17 protein-coding genes are annotated in these 16,782 nt (G+C 65.6%); 10 read left to right on the top strand and 7 right to left on the bottom strand.

The features are described from left to right. Positions 1-85: 85 nt before the first annotated feature. The 4 genes from AC1U2B_RS22290 to AC1U2B_RS22275 form a co-directional block, all read right to left on the bottom strand. Positions 86-700, bottom strand: coding sequence for a hypothetical protein (locus AC1U2B_RS22290; protein WP_480218501.1), 615 nt, complete (start codon positions 698-700; stop codon positions 86-88). Next, positions 697-1,680: an inorganic phosphate transporter gene (locus AC1U2B_RS22285; RefSeq protein ID WP_480218500.1), complete on the bottom strand. Its 984-nt coding sequence runs from the start codon at positions 1,678-1,680 to the stop codon at positions 697-699. The genes AC1U2B_RS22290 and AC1U2B_RS22285 overlap by 4 nt, the downstream gene beginning before the upstream one ends. A 14-nt stretch (positions 1,681-1,694) precedes the next feature. Then, a complete protein-coding gene (locus AC1U2B_RS22280) occupies positions 1,695-1,937 on the bottom strand; it encodes a three-helix bundle dimerization domain-containing protein (protein WP_480218499.1) in 243 nt (80 codons plus the stop codon). 78 nt (positions 1,938-2,015) lie between these two features. Next, positions 2,016-2,510: a MarR family winged helix-turn-helix transcriptional regulator gene (locus AC1U2B_RS22275; RefSeq protein WP_480218498.1), complete on the bottom strand. Its 495-nt coding sequence runs from the start codon at positions 2,508-2,510 to the stop codon at positions 2,016-2,018. 81 nt (positions 2,511-2,591) lie between these two features. On the opposite strand from AC1U2B_RS22275, the gene AC1U2B_RS22270 reads away from it, so the two are divergent. From AC1U2B_RS22270 to AC1U2B_RS22240, 7 genes are all read left to right on the top strand, one after another. After that, entirely contained in the window at positions 2,592-3,326 is a 735-nt protein-coding gene (locus tag AC1U2B_RS22270; RefSeq protein ID WP_480218497.1) for a hypothetical protein, read from the top strand. Beyond that, on the top strand, positions 3,323-4,207 hold the full coding sequence (locus AC1U2B_RS22265; RefSeq protein ID WP_480218496.1) for a TIGR03560 family F420-dependent LLM class oxidoreductase: 885 nt from the start codon (positions 3,323-3,325) through the stop codon (positions 4,205-4,207). Before AC1U2B_RS22270 ends, AC1U2B_RS22265 begins: the two co-directional genes overlap by 4 nt. 237 nt (positions 4,208-4,444) lie before the next feature. Further along, on the top strand, positions 4,445-5,191 hold the full coding sequence (locus AC1U2B_RS22260) for a dienelactone hydrolase family protein (RefSeq protein WP_480218495.1): 747 nt from the start codon (positions 4,445-4,447) through the stop codon (positions 5,189-5,191). A 109-nt stretch (positions 5,192-5,300) separates the two neighbouring features. Further along, positions 5,301-5,903, top strand: a complete 603-nt coding sequence (locus tag AC1U2B_RS22255; protein ID WP_480218494.1) for an LGFP repeat-containing protein — start codon at positions 5,301-5,303, stop codon at positions 5,901-5,903. Positions 5,904-6,006: 103 nt separating this feature from the next. Next, on the top strand, positions 6,007-6,867 hold the full coding sequence (locus tag AC1U2B_RS22250; protein ID WP_480218493.1) for a helix-turn-helix transcriptional regulator: 861 nt from the start codon (positions 6,007-6,009) through the stop codon (positions 6,865-6,867). A 60-nt stretch (positions 6,868-6,927) separates the two neighbouring features. Then, positions 6,928-8,118 (top strand): MFS transporter, encoded by a 1,191-nt coding sequence (locus AC1U2B_RS22245; RefSeq protein WP_480218492.1) that lies wholly within the window; start codon positions 6,928-6,930, stop codon positions 8,116-8,118. Then, a complete protein-coding gene (locus tag AC1U2B_RS22240; RefSeq protein WP_480218491.1) occupies positions 8,115-9,050 on the top strand; it encodes an alpha/beta hydrolase in 936 nt (311 codons plus the stop codon). The genes AC1U2B_RS22245 and AC1U2B_RS22240 overlap by 4 nt, the downstream gene beginning before the upstream one ends. Before the next feature lie 47 nt (positions 9,051-9,097). Here the strand turns inward: AC1U2B_RS22240 and AC1U2B_RS22235 are convergent, their stop codons facing one another. Together AC1U2B_RS22235 and AC1U2B_RS22230 are read right to left on the bottom strand one after the other, a co-directional pair. After that, a complete protein-coding gene (locus AC1U2B_RS22235) occupies positions 9,098-10,783 on the bottom strand; it encodes a GMC family oxidoreductase (protein WP_480218490.1) in 1,686 nt (561 codons plus the stop codon). A gap of 7 nt (positions 10,784-10,790) precedes the next feature. After that, the gene (locus tag AC1U2B_RS22230; RefSeq protein WP_480218489.1) at positions 10,791-11,927 is read right to left on the bottom strand and encodes a beta-propeller fold lactonase family protein; all 1,137 of its coding nucleotides are present in this window, start codon (positions 11,925-11,927) and stop codon (positions 10,791-10,793) included. 151 nt (positions 11,928-12,078) lie between these two features. Between AC1U2B_RS22230 and AC1U2B_RS22225 the strand changes: the two genes are divergently transcribed. Together AC1U2B_RS22225 and AC1U2B_RS22220 are read left to right on the top strand one after the other, a co-directional pair. Continuing rightward, entirely contained in the window at positions 12,079-13,533 is a 1,455-nt protein-coding gene (locus AC1U2B_RS22225; RefSeq protein WP_480218488.1) for an ABC transporter permease subunit, read from the top strand. Continuing rightward, positions 13,530-14,285, top strand: a complete 756-nt coding sequence (locus tag AC1U2B_RS22220; protein WP_043397922.1) for an amino acid ABC transporter ATP-binding protein — start codon at positions 13,530-13,532, stop codon at positions 14,283-14,285. Before AC1U2B_RS22225 ends, AC1U2B_RS22220 begins: the two co-directional genes overlap by 4 nt. On the opposite strand, the gene AC1U2B_RS22215 is transcribed toward AC1U2B_RS22220, so the two are convergent. Beyond that, positions 14,272-15,198 carry a LysR family transcriptional regulator gene (locus AC1U2B_RS22215; protein WP_480218487.1) on the bottom strand — a complete coding sequence of 309 codons (927 nt, stop codon included), beginning with the start codon at positions 15,196-15,198 and terminating at the stop codon, positions 14,272-14,274. The two genes, AC1U2B_RS22220 and AC1U2B_RS22215, sit on opposite strands and share 14 nt — an antisense overlap. 27 nt (positions 15,199-15,225) lie before the next feature. Between AC1U2B_RS22215 and AC1U2B_RS22210 the strand changes: the two genes are divergently transcribed. Then, entirely contained in the window at positions 15,226-16,743 is a 1,518-nt protein-coding gene (locus AC1U2B_RS22210; protein ID WP_480218486.1) for an FAD-dependent monooxygenase, read from the top strand. Positions 16,744-16,782: the final 39 nt, after the last annotated feature.

Genomic DNA, 16,782 nt, shown 5'->3' with positions numbered 1-16,782 from the left:
TGACGGTGGGCAAAGTGCGCCGCAGTTTCGCCGACCTGCGCGACCCAAACCATCGGGCCGCCCTACGTTTCACCGTGCACGCCACTCACTCGGTCTTGAATACCGCGTACGACACCCGACGAGCCAGGGCCTGCACCGCTGCCGCGAGATGCTCACTGCGGCGGTAGAGTTCGCGGCGGCGCAGCTCATGGTGCAGGTTGGGTTCATTCTCCAGATCCTCGATGGCTGCTCGATACGAGTGTTCGACGACGGTCAACCGTCTCAGTGTTTCGTCCGCCATCTTTGCGGCGCGCGCGTGCGGCAACGCGCGAATCGCCGATGCCAGCGACACGAATGCGTTCGAGATCGCCTCGACAATGTCCTGCAAACACCCGTCGGGCCCGGTATTTGATAGGTCGCCTTCCCGCACCAGGGCATACGTGCAGGCGGCAATTTCACCGAGGGCTTCACCGAATTCAAACAAGTCTTCGGACTCAAGCGGGGTACTGAAGCTCTGCCTGACCTCAGTGTTCAACTGCCGCCGAAAGTTCTGCTCGGCTTCTGCGAACTCTCGCAACTCGATTACCGACGTGTCTGACGGCTTGCCGCGAATCCACGCTGAGAGCGTCGCGAGCATTTGCTCAACCACTTCGAGTTGAGCTACGAGGGTGGCGAGGGTGTCCAGGTTGCGTGGGAGAAACCATGCACGGAGATGCTTCACAACACGACCTTCCAGACGGGCAGTAGGGCCGCAGCGGCCAACGCGGTCACCGGCAGTGTGATCACCCAGGCGGCGCCGATTTCGCGGACAACAGCCCAGTGCACGTGGCGCAACCGTCGCTGCGCGCCAACGCCAACGACACCGGACGCGACAACGTGCGTGGTGCTGACCGGAGCGCCGACCGCGGCGGCAGCAAGGATGACCGCCGCCGAACTTCCTTGGCTGACCAATCCGTCGATTGGGTGCATCCGATAGATGCCGTGGCCGACGGTGTGAACGATCCGCCAACCGCCGAGCATCGTGCCGATCGTCAAAGCCGTAGCCGCGGCGATCCGCACCCAGAGCGGGACGTAAAACTGATGGAGATGCCCAGTGGCCACCAAGAGCAGCGCAACGACGCCCATGGTCTTCTGCGCGTCGTTGGCGCCATGGCTGAAGCCAAGAGCGGACGCGGTGACCCATTCGCCACGCCGTATGACCGAGTTCACCCTTCGTCGCGTTCGCCGCAAGGCCCGACAGGCAATTGAGCTCGCAGCGCCGCCGACAATAGCCCCGAGAATCGGGGAGATCGCAAGGCCCGCAAGAACACCCACGACGCCATAAGGGCGCCAGCCGTCGAACCCGCCCCAACGGACTCCGCTCCAGCCGCGGAGTAGCGTGGCGCCGACGAGGCCCCCGATGAGGGCATGCGAGGAACTCGACGGTAACCCCAACCGCCAGGTGACCAAGTTCCACAGGATCGCGGCGGTGAGGGCGGCGCCCACGACTGGCACCGTTTCAGCGAGCGGAACATCGACGACTCCGCCTACCGTATTGGCTACAGCCGTACCTGCCAGCAGAGGACCGGTCAGATTGCCGAGCGCCGTGATGAGCAGTGCCTGAGCCGCGGTAGCGGCCCGAGTCGAGATGAGCGCCGCCACCGAATTCGCGGAGTCGTGGAATCCGTTCGTGACATCGAACGCGAAGGCCACGACGATCACGAAAATCAGGGCACTCATCGACGTCGATCACGACATGGTGAGGACGCCGCTGCCGAACCAGCGAGAACCTCACGCGCACGGTGCAGAGTCAGAGGAATCAGATGCGCGGTGATTCGCGCCCCGGCAGCAATGTGCCGATATGTGTCGTCGACGACGCGCCGTACTTCGCCGGGATCGATGTCCGGGAAACGTGCGGTCAACGTTCGGGAAATCGCATCCAGCTCATCGACCGCGAAAGCGGTTCGCGGTGCGTCCATACCTGGAATGTTCGGCCCCGAGGATCATGTTCGCCACGGACCGAAGGCATCGGGCGAGAGGACATTAGTCCCGACGGTCTAGGTTTCGCCCCGTCGGCGGCCGAGTTGCCGATAGCCGGGGTGCACCGCCGGCGCCAGGCCCTGCTGCTCGGCGACGGCGGCGAGCAACTCGTTGAGTGTCTTTCGTTGTTGGCCCGTCAAGCCGGCGGTCAGCGCCTGTTCGTGTTCACGGGCGAGCTCGGAAATCGTCTGCATCAATTTCTCACCCGACTTGGTCAGGTACAACGCGTACAGCCGCCGATCGGTCGGGTTGCGCCGCCGTTCGACCTCACCGCGTGTTTCGAGCTCGTCGAGGTAGGTGACCATTCGACTGGGCAACAGTCCCAAGTGCCCACTGAGCTCCTGCTGACTGAGCCCTGGCTGGGTAGCGATCATGCGCAGGATTCCGGCATGTGGGGGAGTCAGCTTCAGCGCGGCAAGGCGTTCCGCGAACAACTGGGCGGCGTGACTGCCGAGCTGAGCGAGCAAGAACGCAGCACCGTCCCGCTGCTGGGCACTGGACACTGGCGGCATGGACAAACAATACACGTGTGCAACCGTTTTCTTTGTGAATGATGTTGACGCATCTGATTCAATAGGAATATCGTTCAATACATGAACGATTACATCGACGATCGGCCGACGACCCACAGCCGCGCTCCGCAGCAGAGTGGGCCACCGCTGTGGCTGCTCGGCTCGATCTCGCTCGGCCTGCTCCTGGTCGGCGTCACAATGCTTGCCGCGCTGGGCGGCACACCGCCTCTGCCATACCAGGATTCAGCGGCCGTGCTGGACTACTTCCGCGCGCATTCGTCGGCCGCGCAGGTGAGCGCGGTGTTCGTGTTCGGGTCCTCGGTCCCGCTGTTGATCTATGCGGCCACGGCAAGTGCGCGGCTGCGGCAGCTCGGCGTCACTGCACCGGGAGCCACCATCGCGCTCGCGGGCGGAGTACTGGCAGCCGGGGGACTGGGGCTCTCGAGCCTGCTCCTGTGGACGCTGTCGCGGCCCGAGGTCAGCACCGACGGCCCGCTGATCAATGCGCTCTACTACCTGACATTTCTCACCGGCGGCGTGGCGCACGTCGTGATGCTCGGCCTGTTGGTGGCGGGCCTGGCAGTCCCCGCGCTGATCCTGCAGCTGGTGCCGCGGGCGTTGGCGTGGATCGGTCTCGGGATCGCGGTGGCCGCTGAGCTCACCACCGTGGTGCTCATCTGGCCCCGGGCCGCGCCCTTGCTGCCGATTGCCCGATTCTCCGCGCTGATCTGGCTTGTCGCCATCGGCGTCCTGCTGCCGAAGCGCCGTGCCGCCCGGAACCGGCAGGAGCACGCAACCACCAGTGGGCCGGCATGAAGCTGAGCGTCAGTGTCACCAACTTTTCGTGGCCGGAGGGGACGGACGCGATCCGGGCGCACCTGGCATCGCTGGCCGAAATCCTTGATGGCACAGACGTTGACACCCTCTGGGTGGCGGATCACCTGCTGCAGGCCGACCCGGCCAGCCGTCTCGATGAGCCGATGTTGGAGGCGTACACCACCCTCGGGTTTCTGGCCGCCAAGACCGCGAAGTTGCGGCTCGGCACACTGGTAACCGCAACGACGTTCCGTGATCCTGCGGTGTTGATCAAAGCCGTCACCACCTTGGACGTGCTGTCCGGCGGGCGAGCGTGGTTGGGACTCGGCGCGGGCTACAACACCGACGAGGCAAGCGCGCTCGGGCTGTTTCTGCCGCCGACCGGCGAGCGGTTCGATCGCCTGGCCGAGCTGCTCCAACTGGCGCGGCGTATGTGGGACGGCGACGAATCCCCGTTCGAGGGGCGCTATTACCGCGCCGGACGCCCCATCGGTCGGCCAACGCCGATCACCCGGCCGCCGATACTGATCGGCGGAACCGGTGAACGCCGCACCTTGCGCCTGGTGGCCGAATACGCCGACGCCTGCAACCTTTTCGATATCCCCAACGGGGAGCAGGTGATTCGTCGTCAACTCGACACGCTCGGGCGGCACTGCGATGAGCTCGGGCGGCCGCGGCAGGAGATCGAACACACCGTCACCACCGCATTGACGCCCGGTGAGTCCGCCGATCAGTTGGTCGAACGTTGCCGCAAGCTGGCGGAACTGGGTATCCACCACATCGTGGTGATTGCCCGCGGACGGGCGTGGACCCAGGCCGAGCTCGGTGTCGTGGCCGGTGCCGCAGCCCAACTCAGTCCCGTTGCGCCGCAGTCGTTTTGAGGACCCCGACCTGGTCGGGGTCGGAGATCATCTCGATTGCGGCCACCGGCCGAAGAGCCCGCCTGAAAAAACAATTGGCGGCCAGCAGCGACCATTGCTACTTTCTGGGAGACCGTGCAACTGGCGAGGAGGTGGTACCCGTGAACGTATCGACGTGGGTGCTCCTGTTCGGGGTCACGGTCGGACGATAGGTCGTCCGGGAGCGCCGTTCAACGAGCACTCCCGAAAGGCACGACCATGCACTTCATTTCCGAACAGCGTCTCGAGGACGGCCTCGAACGCGAATTCATGCTTGACGACATCCCAGGCATCCTGTGGACGCCCGGTTCGACACCAGCGCCGCTGATCCTGCTCGGCCACCCCGGCGGACTGCGCGCGATGTACCCGCGGCTGGCGAGCCGCGCCCGGCGCTGCCTGGCGGACGGGTTCGCCGCGGCCACGATCGAGCTGCCCGGTTGCGGCGACCGCCCGCGGTCTGCCGATGCCGAGCAGGCCCGCGCCGATCTGCATCGGGCGCTGGCGGCCGGCGAGCCGGTCGATGAGATCGTCGACCGGCTTGTCGTCCCCCTGGTCGAGAAGGCGGTACCGGAATGGCAGTTCACCCTCGACGCACTCCTTTCGCGTCCTGAGATCAGCGGTCCGATTGGCTTCTCGGGCGGGGTGATCGCCGTCGGTATCCGGCTGGCAGTGATCGAACCGCGAATCGTGGCTGCTGTGTTGTTCGCCGGGAGTTTTGTGCCCCGCGCCATGGTCACCGAAGCGCGTGAGGTCACCATTCCGTTGCACGTCCTGCTGCAGTGGGACGACGAAGTAGATAACCGGCAGCAGGTACTGGACCTGTTCGACGCCTTCGGTTCCACGGAGAAGACGCTGCACGCCAACATGGGCGGGCATACCGGCGTCCCGGCGTACGCGGGGGAGGACGCGGCCCGCTTCTTCACCCGGCACCTGACACCAGACCTACGACTCGCCGGGGCGAAGTGACCGTCAATCGGTCGGGCGCGCCCCTGAACCGGCTCGGCTATGGTCGTGACCGGGTCGGGGGATCAGCCGCAACTTGACGCACACCACAGGAAGACGCAAGGGGACACCTATGAGCACGAGCACCTACCGCCGCGCGGCAGTCGTCGGGCTGGCCGCCGTCGCGCTGACTGCCGTGGGCTGCAGCAGTGGCACGAGTGTCGATGTCTCGGCGCAGCCTCAGGTCGCCTTGATCGTCACCTCCCAGGTCCCGGCGCCGGCCGCCGAAGTGAAACTCATCGGGGAGAGGGACGTCGAGGTCACGCTCACCGGCCCGATCGCGGCCAAGTACACCTCGGCGACCGACAGCCAGAAGGCGACTCTCGGCAAGCCGTTGACGGGTGATCACAACGCGGGCACCAGGGACAGTGGTGTTGTGTTCCAGCAGTTTCAGGGTGGCGCGATCGTGGCCAAGAACGACGATGCCGGTACGCCCGCCTACATCATCTCGGGCAAAATCCGCGAGGCCTGGAACATCCAACGCGATCCAGATGGCGTGCCTGCGATCACCGGCACCAACGGTTCTGCAGGCCCGCTGGGCGCACCCACCAGCGATGAGAACGTCGTCGGCGATCAGCTGGTCACGACCTTCGAACACGGCAAGATCGCTTACAGCTCGACGACCGGTCAGGTCGAAGTGACGGTCAACGGCAAGGTCGTACCGTCCGGGCTGTAGGACCTCGCTTCAGCATCGCTGATGGATCGACCGTAGCCGCCGATGGCTACCTGTCACTGACAGGGACAGGCGCGCCTCGCATCCGTCACGCACGATGGAAGACATGACGGAAGCACGCGAGTCGGGCGGGCAGCAGCTGGCGGACTTTCTGCGCAGCCGACGGGCGGCCGCCGAACCGGCGCTACTGCCGGGGCTGGTCGGTCTGGGGCCTCGCCGGGTGCCCGGGTTGCGCCGCGAAGAACTGGCCGAGGCAGCTGGGGTGTCGTTGACGTACTACACGCGGTTGGAACAGGGCCTGGCCACCAATCCTTCGCTCCAGGTGCTGGACGCGCTGGCGAGGGCGCTGGGGCTCGACGAGGCCGAGCGGGCGCATTTGCAGCGGCTGGCCTCGGTCAGCGACACCAAGGTGCGGTCGGGGCGAACCCGGCTGCGCCCCGACTGCGTCACCCTGCTGGACGCAATGCCCGACGTCGCCGCCGTCGCATTGTCACCGTTGCAAGACATCATCGCCTGGAATCGACTGGGCCATGCACTGCTTGCGCCGCACCTCGAACCGACTGCGCCCTACAGCGCCGAGCCGCCCAACAAGGTGGCGATGATGTTCACCGATACACACGCGCGCAGCCTGCATCGCGAATGGGAGGCCGAGGCCACCTTGGCGGTGGCCTCGCTGCGCTACGTCAGCGCCGGCTATGTCGCCGAGGCGGACCTCGCCCGCCTGGTCGGCAACCTGAGCGTGGCCAGCGAGGACTTCGCGCAGTTGTGGGCCGCACAACCCGTGGCGCTGTGCACGCACGGCATCAAGCGTTACCACCACCCGGTGGTCGGGCGGCTCGATCTGCATTTCCAGGTCCTCCATCTGCCTGAAGACGACGGCCATCGGCTGCTGTTGCATCACGCCGAACCCGGATCCAGCGACGAGGCTGCGCTCCGCCTGCTAGCCAGCACGACCATCACCGAGTAGCGCTGTGTAGCGAATATCGCTGCGCGGCAACAAGAAACACTCGATCCAAGGAGCCTGCCCATGGATAGTTCCACCCTGCTCAAAAACAGTCCGGCCGCACCGACGCGACGGCTTCATCCTGGCCTGCCGGCGCTGGCGCTCGGCGGTTTCGGCATCGGGCTGACCGAGTTCGTCATCGCCGGTCTGCTCACCGACGTGGCCGACGCACTGCACGTCAGTGTGCCTACGGCGGGTGCTCTGATCTGGGGGTATGCCCTGGCAGTCGTGGTGGGTGCGTTCACGGTCACCGCCGTGTTGTCGCGCCGCCCACCCAAAACCGCACTGCTGGTGCTGCTGACCCTGTTCGTCGCCGGCAACGCGTCGACCGCGCTGGCGCCTGGTTTCGGCATCGCCATGCTGGGCCGGATCATCACCGCGCTGTGCCACGGCGGATTCTTCGGCATCGGCGCCGTGGTCGCCGGCGATCTGGTGGCGCCCGAACGCAAGGCGTCTGCCATCGCTGTCATGTTCGGCGGGCTGACCCTGGCGAACGTGCTCGGCGTGCCGTTCGGCACGTTCGTCGGACAGCACCTCGGCTGGCGCAGCGCGTTTTGGATCATCAGTGCGCTCGGCGTATTGGCGATCGCCGGCGTGGCCACGCTGGTGCCTCGGTTACCGACGCCACCATCGGAAGGCAGCAGCCACTTCGGTGTCCTGTACCGGCGCCAGGTCGTGGTGTCGGTCCTGCTGACCATGATGATGTTCGGTGGCGTATTCGGCGCATTCATCTACGTCCAACCGCTGGTGACCCGCGTGACCGGTTACAGCGACGGCGCCGTGCCGTGGCTGCTGGTTCTCTTCGGGATCGGTTTGTTCGTAGGCAATTTCGTCGGTGGCTGGGCCGCCGACCGAGACCTCACCCGGACGCTGCGCGTCTTGTCACTGCTGCTGCCGGTCGTGCTCATCGCGTACGGGCTACTCGCGTCCTATCGGACACCGGTCGCAGTCCTGCTGGTGGTCATGGGCCTCGTCGGATTCGCTGCGACACCGGCTCTGCAACTTCGCGTCATGGGTTTCGCCCGTGACGCACCGACCATGGCTTCGGCGGCCAACATCGCGGCGTTCAACCTGGGGAACGCGATCGCATCGGCGATCGGAGCCGCGACCATCGCGCTGGGCTTGGGCTGGCGTTCCCCGGTGTGGGTGGGCGCGGCGATGGCGCTTGTCGGCACGGTGCTGGTGTTCACCAACAGCCACGAGGAGGCACGGTGACCGGGCCATCAGGCCTGCACCCTCAGGCGCGTGCTCATCTGGCTGCGACGGCGACAGCGCCCGGTATCGCGACGCTGTCGGTGTCCGACGCGCGCCTGGCGGCACTGGGTTACCTGGACCTGCAGCGGCCGGCGCCGGCGATGGCGCAGGTGCAACACCGATTCATCCCCGGCCCGACCGCCGATCTTCCTGTTCGTATCTACCGGCCGACGCAGGATCGCGGGCCGCAGCCCGTCATCGTCGTGCTTCATGGCAGTGGATGGGTGATCGGCAACCTCGATCTCGTGGATGAACCCGCTCGGGTTCTGGCCCGCGACACCGGGTACGTCGTGCTCGCCGTCAACTATCAGAAGGCACCCGAACATCCGTTCCCGATGCCGCTGCAGGACTGCGTGAGCACCGTGCGCTGGGTGCATTCCCACGCAAGCGAACTGGGTGTCGATCCGAACCGGCTGGCCGTGGTCGGCGACAGCGCCGGGGGCAACCTCGCTGCCGCGACTACCGCTGAGCTGGCCGGCACCGACGTGACGATCGCTGCCCAGGCTCTGCTCTATCCAGCGCTGGATCGGCGGATGGCCGCACCGTCGTATGTCGACTTCGCCCATGGCTTCGGTCTCGACGCCGCCGACATGGCCTGGTTCTGGAACCACTACGTCGATGTCGGGGACGGCGTGGACCCGCGCGTTTCACCGTTGCACGCCAACAATTTCGGTCATCTGCCGCCGACATTCGTGGCGACCGCCAGCCATGATGTGCTGCGCGACGAGGCGGAGGCGTACGCCGGGCTGCTCCGGGACGCCGATGTGGACGTTGTCGCCCAGCGCTATCCGGGGATGATTCATGGCTTCTGGTGGATGGACGGTGTGCTCGATGACTCACGCACACTGCAAAGAGATCTCGCGAGCTTCTTGGTCGACCACCTGAGTCGCTGACCCGAGTCGAAATCTGTTTAACCGATGCACCTTTCGGCCAGCACGACTTATGCCAGGATCGCCCGTGCTGCGCGTTCTGCGATCAGCATCACCGGTGCATTGGTGTTCCCCGACGTGATGGTGGGCATCGCCGATGCGTCGACCACGCGAAGGCCGGCAACGCGATACACGCGGCAGTCGGTGTCGAGCACCGTAGCGGCTGACCGCGGAAGGCCCTGTGCGTCAAAGGAACCCATCGCGCAGGTGCCCACCGGGTGGAAGATGGTGGTACCCAGTTCGCGGGCCGCCTGCTGCAGGTCGTCGTCGCTCACCCGTTGCGGGCCCGGCAGCAACTCTTCTGGGCGGTAGTGGGCCAAAGACGGCGCTGCCATGATCTGCCGGGTCATCCGCAGGCCGGTCACGGCGGCTCGGAGATCGGCGTCAGTGGACAGGTAGTTGCAGCGAATCTCTGCGTAGGTCAATGGATCTGCACTGGCCATGCGCACCTGGCCGCGCGAGCTCGGTCGCAGATTGCAGACCGAGGGAGTGATGGCTCCGAATGGGTGCAGCGGTTCACCGAACTTGGGCAGGGACAAGGGCTGCACATGCCATTCCAGATCGGGACTGGCCAGCGCGGGATCGCTCTTGGCAAAAGCCCCCAACGTGGAAGGCGGCATCGTCATGGGTCCTGACCGCAGCAGCAGGTACTGAAGTCCCATGCCCGCCCGGGTGATCAAGTTCCGATACAGCGTGTTCACGGTGCGTGCGCCCTGCACCCGGTACACCGTCCGCAGCTGCAAGTGGTCCTGGAGGTTTTCGCCCACGCCTGGCAGGTCGACAGCCACCGGCACCTGATGTTGGCCAAGCAGCCCGGCCGGTCCCAACCCGGAGACCTGCATGAGATGCGGCGACCCGATCGCTCCGGCGCTCAGGATCACTTCGCGGCGGGCCCGGACGTCGACCAACTGTCCGTCCTTGAGGAGACGTACGCCGGTGGCGCGGTGCTGAGCCGTCGTCCAGGCACCGCGACGCTGATCCTCGCGGACCTGATCGTCCATCAGCAGCTGCATGGCTTGGGCGTTGGTGTAGACGGTCAGATTGGACCGGCGGGCGACAGGATGCAGGTAGGCATCGGCCATCGACCAGCGCCGACCACGCCGTTGATTCACATGGAAGTACGCACTGCCGGCGTTGTCACCCCGGTTGAACTCCTCGATGGGGGCGATGCCCACCTGCGCAGCGGCGGCCTGCCAGGCATCCAAGATCTTCCAGCGCACCCGGGGCCGCTCGACACGGATTTCCCCACTGGCGCCGTGCCAGTCGTCGGCTCCGCCGAAGTAGTCCTCCAACTCCTTGTAGATCGACAGCGTCTCGCCCAGACGGTCGGCGCCACCCCAACGCCAGCGCTCGTCACCGGTGGCCTGCGCCCAGAGGTCGTAATCGCTTGCCTGCCCGCGCATGTGGATCATGGCGTTGATCGACGAGCAGCCGCCGATCACGCGGCCCCGCGCATAGTGAATGCTGCGGCCGGCCAGACCTGGGTCGGCCTCCGTCGTGAAGCACCAGTCGGTGCGGGGATTGGCAATCGTGTACAGATAGCCCACCGGCACCTTGATCCAGAACCAGCTGTCCTTGCCGCCGGCCTCGATCAGCAGCACCCGATGGTCGGGGTTGGCACTGAGCCGATTGGCCAGCAGGCAGCCGGCACTGCCGGCTCCCACGATGATGAAGTCGAATTCGGTGGCGGGGCTCATGCGGGGGCTATTTGCCTCGATTCAGAGTGGCGCGCAGTTGCTTGGCCAATTCACGGTTCTCGATCGGGCGACCGAGGAAAGGCGCTATGGCCCGCGCGATCCGTACCACCGCAAGGGGGCGTGGCGGGATCTTGTAGAAGTGGTTGCCGATGATCAGCCATCCGCCGCCGTCGCCGGCGACGCCGCCCAGTATCTCACCAACCAGGTCGGGTACGTGGGGCATGTGGTGAACGCTCTCGCCGATCACCGACACGGAGTCATCGCCGAGATTGGCCACATAGATGCGGCTTTCGTCAGGAGTCACCGCCACATCCCACGCGTCTTCGCCGACTTCAATTGTCGTGGTGACGTCGTTGGAAGCGGCGTTGATCACCTGCAATGAGCCGGGCCCGGGGAAGCCACGGTTGGTGATGTAGACGTGGACGCCGTTGGCGCTGACTGCAACACCGATCGGCGAGTTGCCGACCGAGATAGTCGTGGTGACGGTGTTCGTCGTTCCGTTGATCACCGACACCGTGCCGTTGGGCGCGGCATTGGTGACGTAGACGCGAGAGCCGTTGGGGCTTACCGCAACACCGCTGGGCAAATCGCCGACTTGGACGGTCTTGATCACGGTATTGGTGGCGGTGTTGATCACCCAGACGGTGCCGTCGAGATTCCAGTTCGTGACGTAGGCGCGTGTGCCGTTCGGACTGACAGCGACTGCGTTGGGATGTCCGTCGACGGGGATGGTCGCGCTGACTGTGTTGGTGGCCGTGTCGAGTACCACCACGTTTCCGGACGTGGCTGGGCTATTGGCCGCGGCAACGTACGCACGGGTGCCGTCGGGAGTCAACGCGATTCCGCCCGCGAAGTCGCCGACGGGAATGTCCGCGGTAATCGTGTTGGTGGCGGTGCTGATCACCGAGACCGTGCCTGCGTTCTCGATCGTGACGTAGGCACGCGCGCCGTCGGGGGAGATCGCCACCGAGTCGGGGAGGTCGCCGACGGGGATGGTGGCGATGACCGTGTTGGTCGAGGTGTTGATCACCGAGATGGTGTCGCCGCCACCGTTGAGGACGTAGACGCGGCCGCCATCGGGAGTGACTGCCAGCCGGCTCGGGGAACCGCCGACATGGATGGTTTTGAGAACTTCGAGTGCCATGGTGTGCCCTCCGGTCGCATCAAATTGACCTGACCCAGCAGCAGCCAAGCTACAACAGGGCGACGGCGTATCAGCCGCATTGAGCAGAACCCTTGGTGACCGCCCAGGGACTTGCTAACTTCCGCCAGTGCGCTACACACGAAGAGCCAGAGTGTCGGTGTTGCTGCTCTTGGCCCTGCTGCTCGCGGCATGCGGGTCGTCGGGCAGCAACAACGGCGAGAACCCGGTCAAGGCGGCGGGCGTGCTGCGCGTTGGCACCGAAGGCGTCTACTCACCGTTCAGCTATCACGATCCTGCGACGGGCGAACTGGTCGGATATGACGTCGACGTCGCCAAGGCGGTCGCCGCCAAGGTCGGTGTGAGAGTCGAATTCGTCGAGACGCCATGGGATTCGATCTTCGCGGCGCTCGAGGCCAACCGATTCGACGTCGTCGCCAACGAGGTGACGATCAATGCCGAGCGCAAGGCCAGGTACGACCTGTCCGAGCCGTATTCGGTCGGCGAGGGAGTCATCGTGACTCGGGCCGACGACCACGCGGTCAAGTCGCTCGACGACATCAAGGGCAAGATCGCGGGCGAAACAGCAACCAGCAACTGGGCGCAGGTCGCTCGCGACCACGGCGCGAAGGTTGAGGTTGTTGAGGGCTTCACCCAGGCCATCAAGCTGCTCAACCAGGGTCGCGTCGACGTGGTGATCAACGACAGCATCCCGGTGTACGCCTACCTCGCCGAGACGGGGGACAAGTCAGTCAAGATTGCCGCCAACACCGGCGAGAAGAGCGAGCAGGGCTTTGCCGCCCGTAAGAACAGCGGGCTGTTGCCCGATCTGAACAAGGCCCTCGATGCGCTTCGCGCCGACGGCACGCTGGCCAGCATCTCGCAGAAGTATCTGAAGGCCAACGCATCTGGTGGACCGGACGCCGGCGGGGCGCAGCATGCGCCACGGTCGACATGGAAGCTGATCGGGGACAGCCTCGCACCGTTGGCGAAGGCCGCGATCACCAAGACGATCCCGTTGACGGTCATCAGCTTCGCGATCGGCCTGGTGCTGGCGCTCGCGGTGGCGCTGGCACGGCTGTCGTCAAATGTGGTGCTCACCAACGTGGCGCGGTTCTACATCTCGGTCATCCGCGGCACCCCGCTGCTGGTGCAGTTGTTCATCGTGTTCTACGCGCTGCCGGAACTGGGGGTGAAGATCGATCCGTTCCCCGCCGCCATCATCGCGTTCTCGCTCAACGTCGGTGGCTATGCGGCGGAGATCATCCGGTCGGCCATCCAGAGCATCCCCAAAGGTCAGTGGGAGGCGGCCGAGACGATCGGCTTCAATTACGTTGGTGCGCTTAGGCGCATCATCCTGCCGCAGGCAGCCAGGGTGGCAGTGCCGCCGCTGTCGAACACGTTGATCTCGCTGGTGAAAGACACCTCACTCGCCTCGACCATCTTGGTCACCGAACTGCTGCGGCAAGCCCAGATCATCGCGGCGCCGACATTCGAGTTCTTCGCGTTGTACGGCACCGCCGCCGTGTACTACTGGGTCATCTGCCTGGCGCTCTCGTTCGGTCAGGGTCGCATTGAACGCCGACTGGAAAGGTACGTGGCGCGATGACAGAGAACCGTGTGGTGGCCGAGGGCGTCCACAAGGCCTTCGGCGACAACAAAGTGCTCAAGGGCGTTTCGTTCACCGTCGAGCAGGGGACGGCGACGGCCATCATCGGACCGTCCGGGTCCGGCAAGACGACGCTGCTGCGCACGCTGAACGCGCTCGACCGGGCCGACGCCGGGGTGATCCGGGTGGACGATATCGAAATCGACTTCTCCACGCCGACACCCAAACCCGAGGTGCGCAGGTTCCAGTCGCGGAGCGGCTTCGTCTTTCAGGGCCACAATCTGTTTCCGCACAAAACGGTCCTGCAGAACGTCACCGAGGGGCCGGTCATCGTGCAGAAGCGGCCGAAAGATGAGGCAGAGGCCGAAGCCCTCGCGCTGCTCGACCAGGTGGGGCTCGCCGCCAAGAAGGACCAGTACCCGTATCAACTATCCGGCGGGCAACAACAGCGCGTCGGCATCGCCCGCGCGCTGGCCTTGAAGCCGAAGTTGGTGCTGTTCGACGAGCCGACATCGGCGCTGGATCCCGAACTCGTCGGCGAAGTGCTCTCCGTCATCAAGGATCTCGCGGTGGAAGGCTGGACACTGGTGATCGTCACCCACGAAATCCAGTTCGCCAGACAGGTTTCCAATCAGGTGCTGTTCACTGACCAGGGCATCATCCTGGAGCGGGGCACACCGGACGAGGTGATCGGCGACCCGAAGGAAGAGCGCACGCGACAGTTCCTGGATCGCATTCTCAACCCGCTGTAGCGGCCCGGGTCAGAAGGGCGTTGAGCCAGGTGATTTCGGGTTGTTCGATCAGTGGTTTGAGCGCCAGCATGCTGCACGTGACGGCGTCGACGTCAATCGGCAGCTCGAACAGGTCGACCGCGCGATGCTCGGGGATGCGCAGGGCCAGCCGTTCAGGGAGCACGCCGATGACGTCGGAGTCCTCCACCGCGTAGGGGAGTGCATGAAAGTTGGGCACCGTCACCGCAATACGACGGGTGAGGCCCAGTGCACCCAGCTCACGGTCCACGTCGCTGCGGAGCTGGCGATCGACCGACATCACCACATGCGGCAGCGCGGTGAAGTCATCGAGCGACATTCGTCGTGCGGATACGCAGGGGTGGTCGCGGCGGGCGACACCCACGAACCGATCCGTGAACAACAGCGTCCGGGCTACTCGTTCGGCCGTGACATCGATGAAACCGCCCAGTGCGAAGTCGATCTCGCCGCGGTCCAGGCCGTCGACGATCGCCAGCGGCGCGACGCTGATGAAACGCAGATCGACCCCGGGAGCCTGTGCGCGGACGTCGGCCACGAGTGCCGGCGCAAGCACGGCCAAGGCATAGTCGTGTGCGGCCACGGTGAAGGTGCGGCGAAGCGTCGCCGGATCGAAGGGCGACTGCGGGCTGACGATCTGACGAAGCTGCGTCAGGGCATCCGAAATGGGTTGTGCCAGAGCACGACCACGTACTGTCGGTTCGATTCCGCGGGGGTGGCGTACGAACAGGGGATCGTCGAACATGGCACGGAGGCGACCCAGTGCGTGACTGGTCGCCGACTGCGACAAGGACAGCCGCACTGCGGCTCGCCCGACGTGCCGCTCCTGCATCAGCGCGTCGAAGACCACGAGCAAGTTGAGGTCCAGCCGAGTTAGATCGATCTCGTGCATCGACATGATGCATACATACCATTGGATCGATCGATGGGTGAGCGATACGTTGCCGACATGATGTACGACGTTGTCGTCGTGGGCGCAGGACCCGTGGGATTGTTTCTCGCCTGCGAATTGCGGCTGACCGGTGCGTCCGTGCTCGTCCTCGAAAGCGCGGGCAATCCGGACTCACCCCTGCAGCGAGAGCCGTTCGGCTTGCGCGGGCTGTCGGTGGCGACAGCCGAAGCGCTGTACCGCCGCGGGCTGCTGGCCGACGTCCAAGCCGGAAGCAGGCCGGGTCCGCGCGCCGGACACTTCGCGGGGATTACTTGGCAGGCCGATCTGGTCGACGCGGCAGCCTGGCCTCATCGGCTGGCCAGTCCCGCCGACGCGCCCCTCGCGACCACGATGGCGCATCTCGAGGCCGTGCTCACTGAACGTGCGCTCCTCCTGGGTGTTGAAATCCGGCGAGGGACAACCGTTGTCGCCGTCCGGCAGGCGGCCGACCAGGTGTGTGTCGATGCCGGGCCGCAGTCGTTTCATTCACGCTGGCTGGTCGGATGCGACGGCGGTCGCAGTGCGGTCCGCAAGTCAGCCGGTTTCGAGTTTGCCGGCACCGAGCCCCGATTCACCGGATATTCGGTGCAGGCCGACCTGGCCGACGGTCAGTCACTGCCACTGGGACGGCACTACACAGCCGGCGGAATGTACGTGCATTCCGAGCCGGGCACCGTCGCCGTGGCGGACTTCGACGGTGGTGCCGCGCACCGCACGGAACCGATCACCGTTGAGGCAGTGCAGTCCGTGCTACGTCGAGTCACCGGCGTCGACATCACCGTGACGGCGCTGCACACCGCGGCGACGTGGACCGACCGCGCCCGCCAGGCGACGGCCTACCGGCAGGGCCGGGTGTTGCTGGCCGGCGATGCCGCGCATGTTCATTCGCCGCTGGGCGGGCAGGGTCTGAACCTCGGGATCGGTGACGCGATGAACCTCGGCTGGCGGCTGGGTGCCGTCGTGAAAGGCACGGCGCCACGGGAGTTGCTGGACGGATATCACCGGGAGCGCCATCCCGTGGGCGCTACGGTCCTGGAATGGTCAAGGGCACAGGTCGCGCTGCTGGAGCCGACCCCCAATGGGAGTGCGATGCGGGCCGTCGTCCGCGACCTCATGGCAACCCGTGATGGCGCGACCTACTTCGCGGAGCGCGCGTGGGGGATGTCCCTCCGCTATGACCTCGGCGGCGGGCACTCGTTGATCGGTTGCAGTGCACCGGATTTCGAACTTGCTGACGGCACCCGGCTCGGTGCGCTGCTGCGGGACGGGGTAGGCGTCCTCGTCGACTTCCAGCGCAATGCCGGCCTCCGGTCGATCGGCGATCGATGTCGAGAAGGGGTGCGGTACCTGGGAGCGGACGCCAAGAACCGGCTCGGATTGGGGGCGGTCCTCGTCAGGCCCGATGGTGTGGTGGCGTGGGCCTGCGACGACGAGCCAGATCCCGGTGACGTGGTCGAGGCGCTATCGCAGTGGAATCACCGAGAGATACTGTTGCAGAGCGGTTTTCAGTGATGATGACCCGAGGTGTGCCGAAACGCAGTGGCGAGCTTC

This window comes from Mycolicibacterium sp. P4_G11, assembly GCF_056555145.1.
The sequence above is the reverse complement of the archived record's forward strand: the minus strand, read 5'-3'. Positions and strand labels throughout refer to the sequence as shown.